Annotated in this window: 18 protein-coding genes, 1 tRNA gene and 1 pseudogene; 8 read left to right on the top strand and 12 right to left on the bottom strand. The window is 71.6% G+C overall.

The genetic code is table 11. The annotated features are described in order from the left end of the window. Positions 1-70: 70 nt before the first annotated feature. From GPA03_RS08305 to ssd, 8 genes are all read right to left on the bottom strand, one after another. Positions 71-460 carry an Rv3654c family TadE-like protein gene (locus GPA03_RS08305; protein ID WP_162458304.1) on the bottom strand — a complete coding sequence of 130 codons (390 nt, stop codon included), beginning with the start codon at positions 458-460 and terminating at the stop codon, positions 71-73. 38 nt (positions 461-498) lie between these two features. Continuing rightward, on the bottom strand, positions 499-870 hold the full coding sequence (locus GPA03_RS08300; protein WP_156251532.1) for a TadE family type IV pilus minor pilin: 372 nt from the start codon (positions 868-870) through the stop codon (positions 499-501). A gap of 1 nt (position 871) precedes the next feature. Next, complete coding sequence (locus tag GPA03_RS08295; RefSeq protein ID WP_241681165.1) at positions 872-1090, bottom strand: DUF4244 domain-containing protein; 219 nt, start codon at positions 1088-1090, stop codon at positions 872-874. A gap of 185 nt (positions 1091-1275) precedes the next feature. After that, on the bottom strand, positions 1276-2184 hold the full coding sequence (locus tag GPA03_RS08290) for a GNAT family N-acetyltransferase (protein WP_156251530.1): 909 nt from the start codon (positions 2182-2184) through the stop codon (positions 1276-1278). Between the two features lie 216 nt (positions 2185-2400). Continuing rightward, on the bottom strand, positions 2401-3000 hold the full coding sequence (locus GPA03_RS08285) for a type II secretion system F family protein (protein WP_156251529.1): 600 nt from the start codon (positions 2998-3000) through the stop codon (positions 2401-2403). Next, positions 2997-3701 (bottom strand): type II secretion protein F, encoded by a 705-nt coding sequence (locus tag GPA03_RS08280; protein ID WP_156251528.1) that lies wholly within the window; start codon positions 3699-3701, stop codon positions 2997-2999. The genes GPA03_RS08285 and GPA03_RS08280 overlap by 4 nt, the downstream gene beginning before the upstream one ends. Continuing rightward, positions 3701-4822, bottom strand: a complete 1122-nt coding sequence (locus GPA03_RS08275; RefSeq protein ID WP_156251527.1) for a TadA family conjugal transfer-associated ATPase — start codon at positions 4820-4822, stop codon at positions 3701-3703. The genes GPA03_RS08280 and GPA03_RS08275 overlap by 1 nt, the downstream gene beginning before the upstream one ends. Next, positions 4819-5823 (bottom strand): septum site-determining protein Ssd, encoded by a 1005-nt coding sequence (gene ssd, locus GPA03_RS08270; protein WP_156251526.1) that lies wholly within the window; start codon positions 5821-5823, stop codon positions 4819-4821. The genes GPA03_RS08275 and ssd overlap by 4 nt, the downstream gene beginning before the upstream one ends. Positions 5824-6235: 412 nt before the next feature. Here ssd and GPA03_RS08265 point away from each other — a divergent pair, with 412 nt between their 5' ends. The 4 genes from GPA03_RS08265 to GPA03_RS08250 all read left to right on the top strand — a co-directional run bounded on the left by GPA03_RS08265 (position 6236) and on the right by GPA03_RS08250 (position 11247). Then, the gene (locus GPA03_RS08265; RefSeq protein WP_156251525.1) at positions 6236-7324 is read left to right on the top strand and encodes a hypothetical protein; all 1089 of its coding nucleotides are present in this window, start codon (positions 6236-6238) and stop codon (positions 7322-7324) included. Between the two features lie 115 nt (positions 7325-7439). Next, positions 7440-9434, top strand: coding sequence for an acetate--CoA ligase (gene acs / locus GPA03_RS08260; RefSeq protein ID WP_156251524.1), 1995 nt, complete (start codon positions 7440-7442; stop codon positions 9432-9434). A 134-nt stretch (positions 9435-9568) separates the two neighbouring features. Continuing rightward, entirely contained in the window at positions 9569-10483 is a 915-nt protein-coding gene (locus GPA03_RS08255) for an alpha/beta fold hydrolase (RefSeq protein ID WP_241681164.1), read from the top strand. Positions 10484-10569: 86 nt separating this feature from the next. After that, positions 10570-11247: a Crp/Fnr family transcriptional regulator gene (locus GPA03_RS08250; RefSeq protein WP_156251523.1), complete on the top strand. Its 678-nt coding sequence runs from the start codon at positions 10570-10572 to the stop codon at positions 11245-11247. A gap of 64 nt (positions 11248-11311) precedes the next feature. On the opposite strand, the gene GPA03_RS08245 is transcribed toward GPA03_RS08250, so the two are convergent. From GPA03_RS08245 to GPA03_RS08240, 3 genes are read right to left on the bottom strand one after another with little or no spacing between them, the layout of a single operon-like run. Continuing rightward, the gene (locus GPA03_RS08245; RefSeq protein WP_156251522.1) at positions 11312-11779 is read right to left on the bottom strand and encodes a RidA family protein; all 468 of its coding nucleotides are present in this window, start codon (positions 11777-11779) and stop codon (positions 11312-11314) included. Position 11780: 1 nt separating this feature from the next. Next, on the bottom strand, positions 11781-11936 hold the full coding sequence (locus tag GPA03_RS22530) for a Sp36 family protein (RefSeq protein WP_170296883.1): 156 nt from the start codon (positions 11934-11936) through the stop codon (positions 11781-11783). 22 nt (positions 11937-11958) lie between these two features. Further along, positions 11959-12303, bottom strand: a complete 345-nt coding sequence (locus GPA03_RS08240; RefSeq protein WP_156251521.1) for a WhiB family transcriptional regulator — start codon at positions 12301-12303, stop codon at positions 11959-11961. A gap of 183 nt (positions 12304-12486) precedes the next feature. Between GPA03_RS08240 and GPA03_RS08235 the strand changes: the two genes are divergently transcribed. The 3 genes from GPA03_RS08235 (at position 12487) to GPA03_RS08225 (ending at position 16116) form a co-directional block, all read left to right on the top strand. Continuing rightward, entirely contained in the window at positions 12487-14982 is a 2496-nt protein-coding gene (locus GPA03_RS08235) for a penicillin-binding protein (protein WP_162458303.1), read from the top strand. Positions 14983-15067: 85 nt separating this feature from the next. Further along, positions 15068-15952 carry a metallophosphoesterase gene (locus GPA03_RS08230; RefSeq protein ID WP_156251977.1) on the top strand — a complete coding sequence of 295 codons (885 nt, stop codon included), beginning with the start codon at positions 15068-15070 and terminating at the stop codon, positions 15950-15952. Between the two features lie 87 nt (positions 15953-16039). Beyond that, positions 16040-16116: transfer RNA gene (locus tag GPA03_RS08225), tRNA-Pro, on the top strand. Positions 16117-16462: 346 nt separating this feature from the next. On the opposite strand, the gene GPA03_RS08220 is transcribed toward GPA03_RS08225, so the two are convergent. Next, positions 16463-17242, bottom strand: coding sequence for a hypothetical protein (locus GPA03_RS08220; RefSeq protein WP_206673490.1), 780 nt, complete (start codon positions 17240-17242; stop codon positions 16463-16465). Between the two features lie 179 nt (positions 17243-17421). Between GPA03_RS08220 and GPA03_RS08215 the strand changes: the two are divergent. Then, positions 17422-17817, top strand: a pseudogene (locus GPA03_RS08215) (NUDIX hydrolase); the annotation flags it as partial. Positions 17818-17873 lie beyond the last annotated feature (56 nt).

Here is a 17873-nt window from a genome sequence, read left to right as displayed (position 1 = left end):
AAGGTCTCGTCCTCGTCTGGTGGCCCAGGGGCAGCCGGGAGCCCCGACACACCGTGGCCGCCGGAGGCACTCATATGACCGGTCCTGCCCGCGACCCTCCCGTGGCGGTCGTGCGCCAACCCGTGAGCGGCACGACGGTGACCGTCGTGATGACGCTGACGAAACCCCCAGCCTCGACCGTGCAGCCAGCCGTCGCGGCCCCGTTGGCGGCGGCGACCCGGGCCGCGACCGCGCAGGGATCACCACCGGCCGGCCGCTGCGCCGCTTCGGCCGCGGCGATGGCGGCGAGGTCAGCCGCAGCCTGCGCTGTTCCGCGGGCGTGAGCCGCCCTGGCCAGCGCCACCACCCCGGTCGCGAGCACGAGCGCGACGACCACGACGGCGAGCAGCAGCACCGTGGCCGAGCCACGCTCGTGATCCGCGGCTGTCCGGGTGACGCTTGACGTGTCCTCTGCACGCACCCGGCACGTGCGCAGGACACGGCAGTGTCGAGAAGAGCTCACGTCTCCCCCGGTTCCACCGGGAGCGTGAACTCGGCCGAGGCCGTCAGCCCGGCACCGCCGAGCCAGCCGTTCGAGATCGTGCGGCTCACGGTCACGCTCACCCACCCGTTCGACTCCTCCACAGCCACCTGGGCCTCCTCGCCGGCGAGATCGGCGGCGATGGCGACCACGGCCGACGTGTCCTCCCCGAGAGCAGCGGCGCGGGCGGCGGCGCGGGCGGCATCGGTGCAGCGCACCTGCGCCACGGCGACCGAGCCGACGAGCAGCACGACCACCAGCGCGAGCACGACCGCCGGGAGACCGAGCGCGAGCTCGGCAGTGACCGAACCGCGGTCTCCGGGGCCGCGCCGCCTCCCAGCGGTCGCCATCTCAGCCGCCCACCGACAGGGCGCTCTGCACGATGCTCAGCAGCATCGAGCGCACCTGCTCGCTGCGCAGGATCACCAGCAGCAGGCCGGCGAAGCCGACCGCCGCGAGCGTGCCGATCGCGTACTCGGCGGTCGCCATCCCCGCCTCTCGACGTTCCTGCAGCACCCGCCACCGGGCACGCAGCCCACGTGCGGTGCGGCTGAGTCGGGTGTCCCTCATGCACAACCTCCTTCGTCCGTGCGGCGCGTGATTCGCACCGCGGGACATCGACCCTCGCGCGGGCGCACTCGGCACCGCCGAGAGGTCGACCCCCTGCTGTGGACACAGGTGCATCGACCCGCACCTGTGGACAACCGACAGCGGCCGCCTCGGTGGACGAGGCTCGTGAGGTGAGCGGGTGAGGGTCAGCGGATGACGAGGTTCGCCATGTCGACCACTGGGCGGTAGCCCAACCGCTCGTAGACGGCGTTCGAGGTGGGGTTCGCCTGGTCGGTGAACAGGCAGGCACGATGACCGTCGGCGAGGATCCGGCGCGAGATCTCGGCCACGGCGGCGCTGGCGTAGCCGCGCCCGCGGTGCTCCTTCGGGGTGTACACCGGAGCGATCCGACGCACGCCGAAGGACGGCGGGTTCACCCCGGTGAGGTGCACGGGCCGGTCGTCGCTGTCGGCCCACACCCACAGGCGCCCGTCGGCGATGCGCTCGAGGATGTCGTCGAGGCCAGGGAGCTCGCCGTGCTCGGTCCCAGGTTCACGGCCGGCCTGCTCATCGGCCTCGACCAGGAAAGCACCGATCCACTCCGCCAGCAGCTGCGCCTCCTCGGGATGAGGCGCCCGCAGCTGCCCGGGCGGTGCCCCGGGGACGTTCAGCTCGGCGAGCTCGAACAACCGGGTGTGCATGACGACGGTCGCATCGCCTCCTGCGAGCCCTGCTGCGGCCTCGGCCGTCAGGCGGGCTGCCGGCAGTGCGCCGTTCACTCCTCTGACCACCTCGCCCCGAGCGTGCAGCTCGCGTGCCAGCTCACGTGCCGCGCCGTCGGGCATCGGCAGCACGAACAGTGCGGCGATCGGCGCGGGGGCGGTCCGCATGGCCGCGCCGCAGACGTGCCCCGCCTCGTCGCGTGCGATCGCCCACCACGGCTCGTAGCCGAGGTCGGGGAGGTCGCCGCGCTCGTCGAGACGGCGGGCCATGCGCTCCGCGATCGTGGCGACCACCGTGTTGATCACGGGGTCCGCGGCGAGGTGCGCCGCTGCCTCCACCACGAACGAGCGTGGATCGGTGAAGAACGCGATCGTGTGTGCGCCGCCTGCCATGAACCGACGGTAGCGACCCGGGGCTCAAGCGGCAGAACGGCACGCACGTCACGCTCGTCGCCGCTCAAGGTTCCCCGCTGACTGCGCACATCCACGGTGAGCGCGCACCGTGCGGAGTGCGCACTCACCGTGGATGTGCGCACTCACGGGCGTGGTGCGTGCGAGGGGGCAGTGACGCCGCGTGAGCGTTGACGGCTATCCACCTCGCCAGCCAGCTCAGCCGCCCCAGAGCTCGAGGCCTGCGGCGAGCAGCACGGGCACCAGCCCGAGCAGCACGAACGCCGGCAGCAGGCACAGGCCGAGCGGCAGCACCAGCCGCACGCCCAGGCGGGCGGCGGCTTCGCGAGCGGTGGCCTGGCGGGTCCGCCGGATCGTCGCAGCGGCATGGGCGAGCAGCGGCTCGGGGTCGACGCCATCGACCCACGCGGGTTCCAGGGCGTCGGGGACCTCCGACCGCACCGGCCACGCAGCGCTCCAGGACGCGCCGAGCCGAAGCGCCCTCGCGGCGCGCAGGTATACCGCACCCTGCTGCGGCTCCAGCGCGCCGCCGACCGCCTCGATCGCGCCGACGACATCGATACCCGAGGACAGCGCTGCGCGCACGAGATCGAGCACGACGGCGCCGTCCACGGGATCACTGGTGGCAGCGCCGCCTCGCCCGTCGTCGCTACGTCGCCCGGAGCCTCCACGCCCAGCGCCGCCATGCCCGTCGGTGGACGCGGGCAGCGCTGCTCTCCGGGAGCTCACCCAGGGCAGTAAGGCAACGACGGCGAGCGCCACCAGCACCAGCAGGTCGCCGAGGTCCAGGTATCTCATCGGCCTGCCCGCTCCGCCCCGGCCACCAGCGCGCGGACCCAGCGGTGCCCGATGAGGAACAGCGCACCGCCACCCACCAGGCACAGCCCACCCACGCCCCCGCCCAGCAGCACCGCCACCGGGTCCGCACCCAGCACGGTGCCGAGCACGATCCCGCCGGCCGGCAACCACGCGAGCAACCGCGCCGTTGCCCGAGGCCCGGCGAGCGCCGTGGTGCGAAGCTCATCCGCTTCAGCTGCTTCCGCGATGCCGGCCACGACGACGTCGATCACCTCGGCCAGCGGCGCACCGGTGCGAGTCGCGAGCCGAGCAGCCGCCACAGCGGCGGCGACATCCCGCCCGCCACGATCATCGCGGCGGCGCCACCGCCGCAGCGCTCCCGCCGGTGCTCGCGGCCACGGGCCGAGGGCCGCGGCTGCCTCGCCCGCACCGGCCGCCCTCATCACCTCGGCCGCCCACGGCGGCGCCGGCTGCGGCAGCGAGCGCCGCCACGCCTCGGCCAGCTGGGTGCCCGCCCGCAACCGGGTGGCGACCTCCACCAGCACCCGGGTCACGTCGGGCCGGGGATGCCGCCGCACCACGGCGCGGCACCGTTCCACCAGCCGCGCCCACCGGCCCGTGCGGATGCGCGGCTGCGGCCGCCCGGACGCCGTGAGCACCCACGCCGCAGCCAGCAGCAGCGCCACGACGAGCAGCCGCATCAGCGCGCCCCTCGGTCGAGCACACCACCCAGCTGGTTCCACGCCGATGCGGTGACCAGCGCGTCGTGGGAACGCCGGAGCGCCGGCTCGCAGCGCATGCCGTCGACGCCGTCGGCGACCAGCACACCCACCTCCGCGAGCACCCGACGACCGCTGGCATCACGGCGCAGGTGGAGCACCGCGTCGATCGCAGCCCGCGCCTGCACGGCGACCGCGGCGGGAGTCAGTCCCGCGAGCGCACCGAGCGCCACCAGCCGCGCCGGCACGTCGTCGGAGGAGTTCGCGTGCACCGTGGCCCAACCGCCGTCGTGCCCGGTGTTGAGGGCTCCGAGCACCTCGCGCACCTCACCGCCGCGGCACTCACCGAGCACCAGCCGGTCCGGGCGCATCCGCATCGCGGTCCGTACGAGCACATCGAGTCCGATGCCGCCCACGCCCTGCACGTTCGGCCGCCGCACCTGCAGGTGCACCACGTGCGGGTGCGTCGGGGTCAGCTCGGCGGCCTCCTCGATGCACACGATCCGCTCGGTCGCCGGCACCAACGACAGCGCGCACGCCAGCAGGGACGTCTTCCCCGACCCGGTCGCCCCGCTCACCAGCACGTTCGCCCGCACCTCGACCAGTCGTTGCAGCACCTGCGCACCCACCTCGTCGAGGAAGCCGAGCCCCCGGAGATCGGCGACCGTGAAGGCCCGACGGCGCAACGTGCGCAGGCTGATGTGCGCCCCCTCGGCCGCCACGGGAGCGAGCACGGCGTGCAGCCGGGAGCCGTCGGGGAGCCGGCCGTCGACCACAGGCACGGCGTCGTCGAGCCGCTGCCCGGACAGCGTGGCCAGCCGCGCGGCGAGCGCTCGGGCATCCTCGACCACCACCTCGGTCCGTTCCAGCCCGGCACCACGGTCGACCCACACGCCGTGCCGCCCGTTGACGAGCACGTCGGTCACGCTCGGGTCCTCCAGCAACGGCTGCAGCGCGCCGGCCCCCATCAGCTCGGCGCGGGCGGCCCGGTCGAGCTGCAACCGGGCTCGGTCGCCCACCACCCCGGCGCCACGCACGGCGCGATCGAGCCCGGGCGTCTCGAGCAGCCGCGCCCGCACCTGCGCCAACGGCTCGGCGCTCACGGCGCCAGCCCGAGCAGCTCGAGGATCCGCCGGCTGGATCGCACCAGCGGGCCACGGCGGTGGTCGCCCGGCGCGACGCCACGCTCGAGTGCCGCCGGTAGCGATCGCTCGGGAGACATCGCGGCCAGCAGCGGCAGCCCGCAGCTGGCCGCCAGATCCTGCGGCTGCAGCCCGCCGGGCGCAGGCCCCCGCACCACGAGCCGCAGATCCAGTCCCGACAGCGAGCGAGCCAGCGCCTGCACGCCGGCGGCCGACTGCACGTCGCACACCGCGAGCGCCAGCACCACGTCGCACCAGCGGCCCGCGAGCCCGCCCGCGCGCGCCGCGGAGCGCGGCAGGTCGAGGACCACCACGTCGTGAGCATCTCCCAGCGCCGTCAGCGTCTCCTCCGAGACCGCCTGGCCCACCGATCGCAGGTCTCCCGAGAGCACCCGCACCCCGGACCAGCTCGGCAACCCGGCCGACAGCTCCTCGGGCGCATAGCCGCCCTGCTCCTGGCCGAGGTCGGCCCAGCGCAGGCCGGCCTCGTGCTCGCTCCCGATCAGCACCTCGAGCCCGCCGTGGTCGAGATCGGCGTCGACGAGCGCGACCGAGAGCCGTGCGTCGGCGCACGTCCGCGCGAGCACGGCCGCGAGACTCGATGCCCCGGCACCACCGCGCGCACCCACCACCCCGATCACGCGCGCCCGGCGGCTCACGCTGACCGCGCGGATCCTGGTGAGCAGCTCCTCAGCGGTATCGGGCAGGACCAGGCACGGTCCGCCGTCGGGCGCCTGCAGCCCGTGCTCCACCGCGACCCAGGCGAACCGCCGGCTGGGGCGGTGCCACTCGGGATCGGCGGCGCCCAGCTCGGCCACGCTGTCCAGCACGAGGCCCGCCTCCGGCAGCGCCGACCCGGGTGGATGCACCACCAACGGCTGCTCCGCCAGCACCGCGACCGAGCGCACCGCCTCGACCACCGCAGGATCCGAGGACCGCAGCGCGACTGCGACTCCTGACATCACCGACCCCTCTCCTCGTCCGACCACGCCAGCATGCGGCGAGCACGACGACGGCGGCGCGCATCACCGGAGGGTGCTGTGGACAGCGGTGCATCGGGGCGCATCTGTGGACAACTCAGATCGCGGCGCCGTTTGCTTCCCAAACCCCGCAAGAAGGAGTACACATGGAGGTACAACTTCATCACCGGCCGTGGGAACCCACGCGCGAACAGTCCACGAATAGGACTGGGCGAACGGCTAGTCCGTAGCGACCCATATCTCGTGCACGCTTGCTAACCCACGCCGGCCGAAGTCGACGACGGCGCCCGTGCGGCGCCGTCGTTGCGTGTACCCACCTACGGCGCGCCACCCGAGCCGCTGAGAGCGCGGCCGATACCGTGAGCGGGATTCCACGAGAGCTGGGAGTAACCGCATGAGCACCGACGAGCAGCGCAACGAGCCCGACGAGCGCTCGCCCCGGACCGGCGAGGCGCCGGTCGAGCACAACCCTGCGGACGAGAGCCCCGCCGTGGCCCAGACCCCGGCCGAGCAGGGGGTCGAGGAGCCGGCCGAGCAGCCCGCACCCCTCGAGTCCGAGGTGGCGCCCGGCACGGCGTACCCCGCCTCCCCCTCCCCCGCGGTCGACGAGACGCACATCGCGATGCCCGCCCACCGCAGCGACGACCCCTTCTCAGAGGTCGACGGCGGCGAGCCCGACGAGCGTGAGGCCGCCACCACGGCGTTCCCCACGCCCGAGGAGGACGCCGCGCTGCGTGACGAGCGTGCGCGCCGCTTCGGTCGCCCGAGCGCCGAGGGCGAGGCCACCCCGGCTGCTGCCGAGGAGGAGCCGACCAGCAGGATGCCGCTCGCCGCGGCCGGACCCGGCGCGGTCGCCGGCGTCGGCGCTGCAGGCGCCGCAGGCGCCGCCAGCACCTCTCGCTCGGGCAGCGAAGGATCCGGCGGCACCCAGACCATGCCGGCCACGACCACCACCACCGAGGGCGACGACGACCCGTTCAGCGAGTTCGACGAGGGCCCCTCCTCACGCGCGGCCGCGCACTGGTGGAGCATCCTCATCTCGCTCGTGTTCGTGCCGGTCGCCTGGTACCTCATCGCCGACGGCGGTGAGCGGATGGACTTCAACCTCACCAACGGTGGCGAGTTCAACTGGGCCGGTCCGGCCGAGCTCGCCGGTGGGGCGCTCTGCCTGTTCTTCGTGCTGCTCGCGGCCCGGTGGTCCTCGGTGGGCGCGATCCTCACGGGCATCATCGGCGCGGCGGCGGGCATCGCGTTCATCGTCTTCAACGCCGAGGCGATGGAGCTGGTCGCGGAGTACCAGGGCACCCTGGTGCAGGCGCTCGAGCAGCTGGGCCAGAACATCGTGGACCACCTCCTCGCCGACGCCCGCTCCGGCCGCCTCGCCATCTACGGCCTCGCCCTGATCATGGTCGGTGTCGTCTCGCACGGCGCCCGCCGTCAGGGCCGCCGTGAGGAGCGCCGCAAGGCGGCGATCGGCGCCTGATCACGAGCTGATGTCCCGCGCCTGACCAAGGCGCGGGACGCCGTCGGGCGTGTCGCCCCAGCACGTCCTAGGGTGGTCCCCGGACCAGCACCGCCGACGTCGTTGGAGTTTCGAGATGACCGACCAGACCTCACCCGCCCTCGAGAACCTGCTTCACGAAGAGCGTCGCTTCCCGCCCAGCGAGGAGTTCGCTGCGCAGGCGAACGCGAGCGCCGAGATCTACGAGGAGGCGGCCGCCGACAGGCTCGAGTTCTGGGCCACGCAGGCCCGCGAGCTGCTCACCTGGTCGACGCCGTTCACGCAGACCCTCGACTGGAGCAACCCGCCGTTCGCGCAGTGGTTCGCCGACGGCACCCTGAACGCCGCGTACAACGCGGTGGACCGGCACGTCGAGGCCGGCAACGGCGACCGGGTGGCCATCCACTTCGAGGGCGAGCCCGGTGACGTCCGCACGATCACCTACGCGGACCTGCAGCGCGAGGTCAGCAAGGCCGCCAACGCCCTCACCTCGCTCGGTATCGAGACCGGCGACCGGGTGGCGATCTACCTCCCGATGATCCCTGAGGCCGCCATCGCGATGCTCGCGTGCGCGCGCATCGGCGCCACCCACTCGGTCGTGTTCGGCGGCTTCTCCGCCGAGGCCCTCTACAGCCGCATCACCGACGCCGACGCCAAGCTCGTCATCACCGCCGATGGTGGCTACCGCCGCGGCAAGCCGAGCGCGCTCAAGCCCGCCGTGGACGAGGCGCTGACCAAGGGTGAGACCCCCGTGGAGCACGTCCTGGTCGTCAAGCGCACCGGTCAGGACGTGGAGTGGCACGAGGGCCGCGACCTCTGGTGGGAGGACGCCCTGGGCGGTGCTGCCGAGGTGCACGAGCCGGTGGGGCTGCCGGCAGAGCACCCGCTGTTCATCCTCTACACCTCCGGCACCACCGGGAAGCCGAAGGGCATCCTGCACACCACCGGCGGCTACCTCGCGCAGTCGGCGTTCACGCATAAGTACGTCTTCGACCTCAAGCCCGAGACCGACGTCTACTGGTGCACCGCCGACGTCGGCTGGGTCACCGGCCACAGCTACATCGTCTACGGCCCGCTGATCAACGGCGCCACCCAGGTCATGTACGAGGGCACGCCCGACACCCCGGACAAGGGCCGCTGGTGGGACATCGTGCAGAAGTACAAGGTCAGCATCCTGTACACGGCACCCACCGCGATCCGCACGGTGATGAAGTGGGGCGATTCGATCCCGGCCGGCTACGACCTGTCCTCGCTGCGCCTGCTCGGGTCCGTGGGTGAGCCCATCAACCCCGAGGCGTGGGTCTGGTACCGGCGCGTGATCGGCGGTGACAGGACCCCGGTCGTGGACACCTGGTGGCAGACCGAGACCGGCGCGATCATGATCTCCCCGCTGCCCGGTGTCACCGCGGCCAAGCCCGGCTCGGCGCAGGTCCCGCTGCCCGGCATCACCGCCGAGGTGTGGGACGACTCCGGCACGGCGGTCGGCCCCGGCGGCGGTGGCTACCTGGTGCTCAACGAGCCGTGGCCCGCGATGCTCCGCGGCATCTGGGGCGACCCGGAGCGGTTCAAGGAGACCTACTGGTCGCGCTTCCCCGGCACCTACTTCGCCGGCGACGGCGCGAAGCTCGACGAGGACGGCGACGTCTGGCTGCTCGGCCGGGTCGACGACGTCATGAACGTCTCGGGCCACCGCCTCTCGACGACGGAGATCGAGTCCGCGCTCGTCTCCCACCCGTACGTGGCCGAGGCCGCGGTGGTGGGCGCCTCCGACGACACCACCGGCCAGGCCGTGGTCGCGTTCGTGATCCTGCGTGGCGAGGTGGTCGAGCAGGCCGACGAGGAGGGCGAGGGCGGCGAGCTGGTCGCCGCGCTCCGCAACCACGTGGCCAAGGAGATCGGGCCGATCGCCAAGCCGCGCTCGATCCTCGTGGTCGCCGAGCTCCCGAAGACCCGCTCCGGCAAGATCATGCGCCGGCTGCTGCGCGACGTCGCCGAGCACCGGCAGGTCGGCGATGTCACCACGCTCGCCGACTCCAGCGTCATGGACCTGATCCAGGCCGGTCTCGCGGGCGGCTCCAGCACCGCGGACTGAACCACCTCGAGAACGAGAGCCCGACGACGGAGCGCACCTTCGCCGTCGGGCTCTCGTCTGCTTTGCTGGACCCGGGTGAGGATCCACCCAACGGATGACGTCCGGGAGATGGCGGGCCGGTAGCGTTGTCGGCCGTGACAGTCGACCCCGCGTTCGTGACGCCGCCCGGCGCATGGACCCACCGGATGGTCGCTGCCAACGGTGGCCGGTTCCACGTGGCCGTCACGGGGCCCGACGACCCCGACGCGCCGCTGGTCGTGCTGCTGCACGGGTTCCCGCAGTTCTGGTGGGCGTGGCGGCACCAGCTGGTGGCCCTCGGCGAGGCGGGGTATCGCGCCGCCGCGATGGACCTGCGCGGCTACGGCGCCTCGGACAAGCCGCCGCGCTCCTACGACCTGCCGGCGCTGGCCGCTGACGTGGCCGGCGTGATCCGCTCGCTCGGCGCCGACACCGCGGTGGTGGCCGGCCTGGGCCTCGGCGGGCAGGTGGCGTGGTCGCTGCCCTCGCTGGCGCCGCACGCCGTGCGAGCGATCGGCGTGCTCGGCGCCCCGCACCCGCACTTCCTCTACAGCCTGCGCCAGCGCGCGGTCCCGGCGGGCACGCTGGCCCGGATCGGGAAGTTCCAGATCCCCTGGTTCCCGGAGCGCTCGATCACGCACGGGGACCTGGTCGCGCGGTTGCTGCGCACCTGGTCGGCGCCGGGGTGGGAGGGCGCCGACATCGACCTCTACACGCAGGCTGCCCGGCTGCCGTTCGCCGCGCACAGCCAGATGGAGCAGCTGCGCTGGCTGGTGCGCTCGCGCCCGCGCCCGGACGGTATGCGGTACCGCGAGGCGCTCGAGCAGCCGGTGCAGGTCCCGGTGCTCTCGCTGCACGGGCGCCTCGACGGCAACCTGCCGCCACGGAGCTGCCGCCGCGACGGCGAGATGGTGCAGGGGCCCTATAGCCGGGTGGTGATCGACGGCGCCGGGCACTTCCTCCCCGAGGAGTCGCCCGAGCGGGTCACCGAGCTCCTGCAGGGCTGGCTGGCGGGACTTCCCGAGGCCTGAACGGCGCGCGCGTCAGAATCGCCTGCGCAGACCTGGCACACTGTGGCTTACCTCACAAGCCGTCCACAAGACAGGAGGCCCTCGGTATGGACGAGGCCGTCATTCGCAGCTCCCCGTTGTTCGCCGAGCTCAACGACGCCGGATATCTGGCGATCCGTGAACGAATGACGGAGCACACCTTCCGCCGTGGCGAGGAGATCTTCCACGAGGGCTCGCCGGGCGACAAGCTGTTCGTCCTCGGCGCCGGCAAGGTGAAGCTCGGTCACACCGCACCCGATGGTCGCGAGCACCTGCTCGCCATCCTCGGCCCCGGCGAGATCCTCGGTGAGGTCTCGCTCTACGACCCGGGCCCACGCACCGCGACCGCCACCGCGCTGGCGAAGACCTCGCTGGTCTCCTTGCAGCACACGGACCTGCTGCGGGTGCTCGATGCCCGCCCGGAGATCTCCCAGCACCTGCTGCGCTCGCTCGCGCAGCGGCTGCGCCGCACCAACGCGGCGATGTCCGACCTGATCTTCTCCGACGTGCCCGGCCGCGTGGCCAAGACGCTCCTCGACCTGGGTCAGCGTTTCGGGCAGCCTGCCGACGGCGGCCTGCGCGTCTCCCACGACCTCACGCAGGAGGAGCTCGCCCAGCTGGTGGGCGCCACCCGCGAGACGGTCAACAAGTCGCTCGCCGAGTTCAGCAACCGGGGCTGGCTCCAGCTCGACGGCCGCTCCGTGATCCTCCTCGACATCGAGAGGCTGCGGCGCCGGGGGCGCTGAGTCTGCTCGTACGACGACGGCGGCAGGGCCAGGCCCTGCCGCCGTCGTCGGTGTGCGGGGTCGCTCAGGCGACCTCGAAGGTGACCTCGACCTCGACGGGTGCGTCGAGCGGGAGGGCTGCCACGCCGACGGCGGAGCGGGCGTGGACGCCGGCGTCGCCGAAGATCTCCTGCAGCAGGTTGGATGCGCCGTTGATCACCGCGGGCTGCCCCGTGAACGTCCGGTCGGAGGCCACGAAGCCGACGACCTTGACCACGCGGGTCAGGTTGTCGACGCCACCCATGAGGGAAGCCGCAGCGGCGACCGCGTTGAGCGCGCACAGGCGCGCCAGACCGGCGGCGTCGGCCGGCGGGACAAGGTCCACGCCTTCCCCGACCTTCCCGGTCGAGGCGAGTGCGCCGTCGGACATCGGGAGCTGACCGGAGGTCATCACGAGGTTCCCCGTACGCACGGCGGGCACGTAGGAGGCGACCGGTGGGACGACGTCGGGAAGGATGATGCCCAGCTCGGCGAGGCGCTCGGAGACGCCCACCTCAGGCCTTCGGGCGCTTGAGGTAGGCGACCAGGCCGTTGCCGTCCGGGCCGGAGACGACCTGAACGAGCTCCCAGCCGTCGGCACCCCAGGTGTCGAGGATGGCCTTGGTGTTGTGGATCATCAGCGGGATCGTCGCGTACTCCCAAGTGGTCATACGGCGATCCTAGGGCGTGCGATCAGTTCACCGACTGCTCGTGGCGCGCCGGCTTGGGAACAGGCCAGCGCTGGGTGATCAGCTCGGTGATGTGGTCGCGGTCGAGATCGGCGAGCGTGGTGCGCCAGGACTCGACCGACGGCGCCCGGCGCAGCAACGCTCGGCGCTCACGTTCGGTCATGCCGCCCCAGACACCGAACTGGATGCGGTTGTCGAGCGCGTCGACCAGGCACTCCAGCCGGACGGGGCATCCGAAGCAGACCTCGCGCGCTTGCCGCTGTGCTGCTCCTTGGACGAACAGCTCGTCCGGGGATCGCCCGGCACAGGCCGCCCTGGCAGTCCAGCTCTCCTCGTACGTTGTCGTCATATCGACCTCCCGAGACGGGACCAGCGCCAGCTGGTCAACGGTGACCGCTTGATCCGAACCTAGACCGAACCACCAGGTTTACGCAAAGCCGACTTCTGGCGGCAGTCACAGAAGCGAGGAGAAACGGCGCAGAATCGAGCCGCCCTCGAGGTTTCGCCAGGTGCGTTCCGTATGATCCCGAGCATGTCTTCGCCCTCACGCGCGTCCGGGCGCTCCGTCAACGTCGCGCAACTCGTCTCGATGTTCCTCGCGTTCCTGCTTGTCGCGGGCGTCGCCGGCGTGCTCTCGGCAGGGTTCCTCATGCCGATGGTGGCTGCCATGGGAGCGACCACGCAGGCCGGCTACGACACCTTCCAGGATCTCGACACCGAGATCGGTGACATGACGATGTCCGAGCGGAGCGTGATCCGCTACAGCAACGGTGCTGTGATGGCGACGTTCTACGCCGAGGACCGCATCGTCGTCCCGCTCGAGGAGATCTCCCCGCACGTGCAGAACGCGGTGGTCGCGGTCGAGGACAAGCGCTTCTTCGAGCACGGCGCGATCGACCCCGAGGGCATGCTGCGCGCCGTGGTGTCCAACCTGAGCGGTGGCGACCTGCAGGGTGCCTCGACGCTCACGCAGCAGTACGTGAAGAACGTGCTGCTCGAGCAGGCCCGGATCGAGCAGGACGCGCAAGGCATGGCCGACGCGACCGCCCCGACGATCGGCCGCAAGCTGCGCGAGGCCAAGCTCGCGATCGCCCTCGAGCAGAGCTACACCAAGAACGAGATCCTCAACGGCTACCTGAACATCGCGCAGTTCGGGCCCTCCCAGTACGGCATCGAGGCCGCCGCGCGGTACTTCTTCTCCAAGAGCGCGATCGACCTCAACATCGGCGAGGCCGCGCTGCTCGCCGGCATCACGCAGTCTCCGGGCAGCTACAACCCGCTGGTCAACCCGGAGAACGCCTTCGACCGCCGCAACACCGTGCTCTACCTGATGGAGGACCAGGGCTACATCACGGCGGAGGAGTACGAGCAGTTCTCGGCGGTCCCGATCGCTGACATGCTCGCCGTCCAGCCGATCCCGCCCACGTGCGCCACCGCGGAGAAGTCGGCCTACTTCTGCGACTACGTGGTCAAGACGATCCTGACCGACCCGACCTTCGGCGAGGAGTACGAGGATCGCCGGCAGCTCCTGCTCCGCGGTGGTCTCGACATCACCACCACGCTCAACCCAGAGCTGCAGGACGAGGGCTTCGCCTCGCTCACGGCCGCGGTGCCGATCGACGACGAGTCGGGGATCTCGAACGCGATCTCCACGGTCGAGCCCGGGACCGGCCGCATCCTTGCGATGGTCCAGAACACGCCCTACGGCGAGGGCGGCGAGGAGGGCGACCCCGCCCGGACCACGAAGGTGAACTTCAACGCCGACGCCGAGTACGGCGGCTCCATCGGCTTCCAGACCGGTTCGACGTTCAAGGCGTTCGTGCTGGCCGCGTGGCTGGAGTCGGGGCGGTCGCTGTACGACATCGTCGACGGCGCACCGGGGCAGTCGTTCCCGAGGTCCAGCTGGAACTACGACGGGTGCACGAACTTCGCGGGGGGCGAGGCCTACGAACCTCGGAACATCGAGGGCATCGGCACCGGGCGCCTGCGGGTGCTCGACGCGACGATCCGGTCGGTCAACACGGCGTTCGTGAACATGGCGAACCAGCTCAACATGTGCGACCTCTACGACCTCACCCAGCGGCTCGGTCTGCACGTCGGCTCCGGCATCCACGCCGACTCCGAGCTGCCGCTCTACCCCTCGCCCTCTATGACGCTCGGGGCGAACAACATCGCTCCGCTGACGATGGCTGCCGCTTTCGCGACCTTCGCGGCCAACGGCACCTTCTGCACTCCGATCGCGATCGACAAGATCCTCGACGCCGATGGCAACGAGGTCGCCGTGCCCACGTCGCAGTGCAGCGAGGCGATCGAGCCCGAGGTCGCGGCGACCGTGACCTTCGCGCTGCAGAACGTCGTCGAGAGCAACGACCGGCAGGCCACGGGCCGGCAGGCGAGGATCTCCGGCTACGAGATCGCCGGCAAGACCGGCACCGCCAACAACGACTACGCGGCCTGGTTCATCGGCTACACCCCGCAGGTGGCCACCGCGGTCTGGAACGGGTTCTCCGAGGGCCAGATCCCGATGATGGACATCACCATCAACGGCCGGTACCACCGGCTGGTCTACGGAGGCGCCTTCGCTGCCCCGATCTGGCAGGGCTACATGAGCCAGGCGGTCGAGACGCTCGGGCTCACCCCCGAGAGCTTCCCGGACCCGAACGACGAGCTGGTCTTCGGCGAGCGCAAGTGGGTGCCGAACGTCGGCGGCATGAGCGTGGAGCAGGCCACGGCCGCGCTCGAGCGCGCCGGCTTCTCCGCGACGGTCGGCAGCTCCGAGGAGCACGACTCGATCCCCGAGGGCTCGGTGATCCGCACCCAGCCCGGCGCCGGCTCGCTGCAGACGCAGGGCAGCACGATCACGCTGATCACCTCCGACGGTCCCCCGCCGCCGCCCGAGCAGCCCTCCACCGAGCCGCCGAGCCCTGAGGATGGCGGAGATGGCGGAGATGGCGGCGGCGGCGGTGGTGGCGGTGGTGGCGGCGACGATGACGACGACGATCGCCCCGGCAACCCCAACCGTCCATGACTGGTCCGGTCACTGGTCGCTGCCTGATCACCGAGGAGTCCCGCTGAGCGCGCGCGGCTGGTTCACAGGGGTAGGTGCGCTCGCCATGGCGGGATCGGCAGGACTCACCTGGGCACTGGTGGAAGCACAGGCGTACACGCTCCGGGAGCTGCGCGTGCCGGTGCTCGCGCCGGGCTCGCGGGACCTGCGGGTGCTGCACATCTCCGACCTGCACCTGATGCCGAGTCAGCACCGCAAGGTGGCGTGGGTGCGGCAGCTCGCGGAGACCGAGCCCGACCTCGTGATCAACACCGGCGACAACCTTTCGCACCCCGCGTCGCTGCCCGTGCTCATGCGCGCACTCGGGCCGTTGCTGGACCTGCCCGGCGTGTTCGCGCTGGGCTCGAACGACTACTTCGGCCCCGAGCCACGCAACCCCGCACGCTACCTGCTGCCCGACGCCCGGGGTGAGGGCTCTCACCAGGGAGCACCGAACCTGCCGGGCCGCGAGCTGCAGGCGGCGTTCGTCGCGCGCGGCTGGTCCGACCTCGCCAACAAGCGGGCCGTGCTCGAGGTGGCGGGGCAGCAGCTGAGCTTCGTCGGAACCGCCGACGCCCACATGGATCGCGACAGGATCCCCCCGGTGCGCGATGGCGACAAGCCGGGCTCCGCCGTCGCCCATCTCGGCGTGACGCACGCGCCCTACCGGCGGGTGCTCGACGGTTTCCGTGCCGACGGCGCCGACATGACCTTCGCCGGCCACACCCACGGCGGCCAGCTGTGCCTGCCGATCGTGGGCGCTTTGACCACGAACTGCGACCTCGACACCGGCCGCGCGAAGGGCCTGCACGGCTGGCCGGGTGCCCGCCCCGACGAGGACTCGAGCTCGATGTGGCTGCACGTCAGCGCCGGTCTCGGCACCAACCCGTACACGCCGGTGCGCTTCTTCTGCCGCCCCGAGGCGACGCTGCTGACTCTCGTGGCCCGCTGATCCGGCGCACTCCGGAAGCGATCGTGGCCCCGGTCACACCTCGGTTTCAGCGTCTGCGAGTTTCCGGCTATCCTTGCCAGGCTGCTCCGGGGTGTGGCGCAGCTTGGTAGCGCGCTTCGTTCGGGACGAAGAGGCCGCAGGTTCAAATCCTGTCACCCCGACCATGCGAAACCGCCGGCTTGCCGGCGGTTTTTGCATGTCGGGTGACAGGGTGCTGGGAGGAGGAACGCCCAGCGAGGAACGAGCTGGTCGTGACGACGGCTCCTGTCACCCAACCGTTGCCGTGTCGTCAGCACGTACCTGGCACGTGTAGAAGACACGGCAGGCTCACCTCAGGGCTGCGGGCAGTGCGGACACCGTTGGCACGCTCCGGTCCAGCCGCGGTGCTGCAGGATCGCGGCGATCCAGGCCGCCGTCTGGCAAGACTGCCGGAACACCAAGCCGTAGGTCACGCGTGCGGTCGGCGCAACGGAGGTGGCGAGCTCGGCCAGGTCCCGAGCAGCGTCGTGGTCACGGGCCTGCTGCGAGCTGTGGAACACGAGGCCCGTCGAGCTCGACCACCAGCGAGTACCGGCCGTATCGCACGTCTTGATGCGTCATGGCGCCGGTGGCACTGGTGCCGTGCTGGGGCGACGGCTGCGGCAGGACGTGCGGGCGCTCTACGTGATCGCGAAAGCCTCGTTCGAGGACGGAGCAGATGCCGTCACGCACATCGGTGAGCATCTGCTCGATGAGCCGCCGCCCGCTGACCCGGCTCCTGGTCTGAAGTGCAGCGAGGATGCGTTCCGCCGTCGTCTCGCGGGACTGGACTACTCGCGCAAGGGCTGCGAACGCTGCCGCGACATCGCCGTCACGGATCCGCACGGACATCACGTCAACGGTTGCGTGCTCGACCCGGATTCGTGGCGATGATCGCTGCCACTGCACGCGCTGCTCCCGGTGCTCGTTCCTTCGCACCCGGACCCCGACGGGAACCTTCACCTTCCGTCCCGGCCCCACAACGATGGAGATCATGCCGACCGTCCCGCCCGGCAGCGCCGACTCGTCGGCGAGCGCAGCGGGCCACGCGGCGAGCACCGCCACCCAGTCGCGCTGGCGGCGCGTCATCGGTCCGGTGTGGTCGATGTAGACGCCGGGATGAACGCGGCGCAGCTCACGCCGCCGGACCATTCGTTCGATGTCGTGCCAGGACGCACCCGCTCGGTAGAGCTGTTGCAGCGTCACGACGCCGTCCTGAGCGCGGCGCAGCTCGCGCGCCGCGGCCCAGTCGAGATCGAACCGATGACTCACGCCGGCAGGGTGCCACCGGGGTCCTCGACCGCGCTCGACGCGGGGAGGGCTGCTTGTGGACAGGACGACACCGGCCCGGGTCTGTGGACAACCGTTGGCATGTCCTCAGCACGCATCAGGTACGTGCTGAGGACATGCCAAGCCCCGATCGCTGAGGCAACGCGTGAAAGTATGACGGGATGCCCATCCCGCCGTTCATCACCCAGCTGCGCGAGAAGGTCGGGACGGACCTGCTCTGGCTCACGGGTGTGACCGCCGTGGTGCTCGACGACGAGGGTCGCGTCCTCCTCGGGCACCGTGCCGACACCGAGAAGTGGGCGCTGGTCTCCGGCATCCTCGAGCCCGGTGAGGAGCCGGCGATCGCGATGGTGCGGGAGATCAAGGAGGAGACGGGCGTGGACGGCGTCGTCGATGCGCTTGCCGCGATCCAGGTGCAGGAGCCGATGGCCTACCCCAACGGGGACCGCGCCCAGTACCTGGACCTGCTTTTCCTCTGCCACGCGACGGGCGGCGAACCGCACGCAGCCGACGACGAGTCGCTCGCCGTCGGCTGGTTCTCCCCCGACGACCTCCCGGAAGGCACCGGGCACTACACGCAGGAGAGGCTTGCCGCTGTCGCCGAGTACCGCGC

The sequence above is a fragment of the Pseudactinotalea terrae genome (genome assembly GCF_009733845.1).
GTDB lineage: Bacteria > Actinomycetota > Actinomycetes > Actinomycetales > Beutenbergiaceae > Pseudactinotalea > Pseudactinotalea terrae.
The sequence above is the reverse complement of the archived record's forward strand: the minus strand, read 5'-3'. Positions and strand labels throughout refer to the sequence as shown.

Bases quoted from the DNA above. Each gene is read 5' to 3' on its own strand.
- ssd (WP_156251526.1), bottom strand. From the start codon at position 5,823: ATGTCAGGAGTCGCAGTCGCGCTGCGGTCCTCGGATCCTGCGGTGGTC.
- GPA03_RS08295 (WP_241681165.1), bottom strand. From the start codon at position 1,090: ATGAGGGACACCCGACTCAGCCGCACCGCACGTGGGCTGCGTGCCCGG.
- acs (WP_156251524.1), top strand. From the start codon at position 7,440: ATGACCGACCAGACCTCACCCGCCCTCGAGAACCTGCTTCACGAAGAG.
- GPA03_RS08240 (WP_156251521.1), bottom strand. From the start codon at position 12,303: ATGACGACAACGTACGAGGAGAGCTGGACTGCCAGGGCGGCCTGTGCC.
- GPA03_RS08300 (WP_156251532.1), bottom strand. From the start codon at position 870: ATGGCGACCGCTGGGAGGCGGCGCGGCCCCGGAGACCGCGGTTCGGTC.
- GPA03_RS08265 (WP_156251525.1), top strand. From the start codon at position 6,236: ATGAGCACCGACGAGCAGCGCAACGAGCCCGACGAGCGCTCGCCCCGG.
- GPA03_RS08235 (WP_162458303.1), top strand. From the start codon at position 12,487: ATGTCTTCGCCCTCACGCGCGTCCGGGCGCTCCGTCAACGTCGCGCAA.
- GPA03_RS08285 (WP_156251529.1), bottom strand. From the start codon at position 3,000: ATGAGATACCTGGACCTCGGCGACCTGCTGGTGCTGGTGGCGCTCGCC.
- GPA03_RS08230 (WP_156251977.1), top strand. From the start codon at position 15,068: ATGGCGGGATCGGCAGGACTCACCTGGGCACTGGTGGAAGCACAGGCG.
- GPA03_RS22530 (WP_170296883.1), bottom strand. From the start codon at position 11,936: ATGACCACTTGGGAGTACGCGACGATCCCGCTGATGATCCACAACACC.
- GPA03_RS08280 (WP_156251528.1), bottom strand. From the start codon at position 3,701: ATGCGGCTGCTCGTCGTGGCGCTGCTGCTGGCTGCGGCGTGGGTGCTC.
- GPA03_RS08290 (WP_156251530.1), bottom strand. From the start codon at position 2,184: ATGGCAGGCGGCGCACACACGATCGCGTTCTTCACCGATCCACGCTCG.
- GPA03_RS08250 (WP_156251523.1), top strand. From the start codon at position 10,570: ATGGACGAGGCCGTCATTCGCAGCTCCCCGTTGTTCGCCGAGCTCAAC.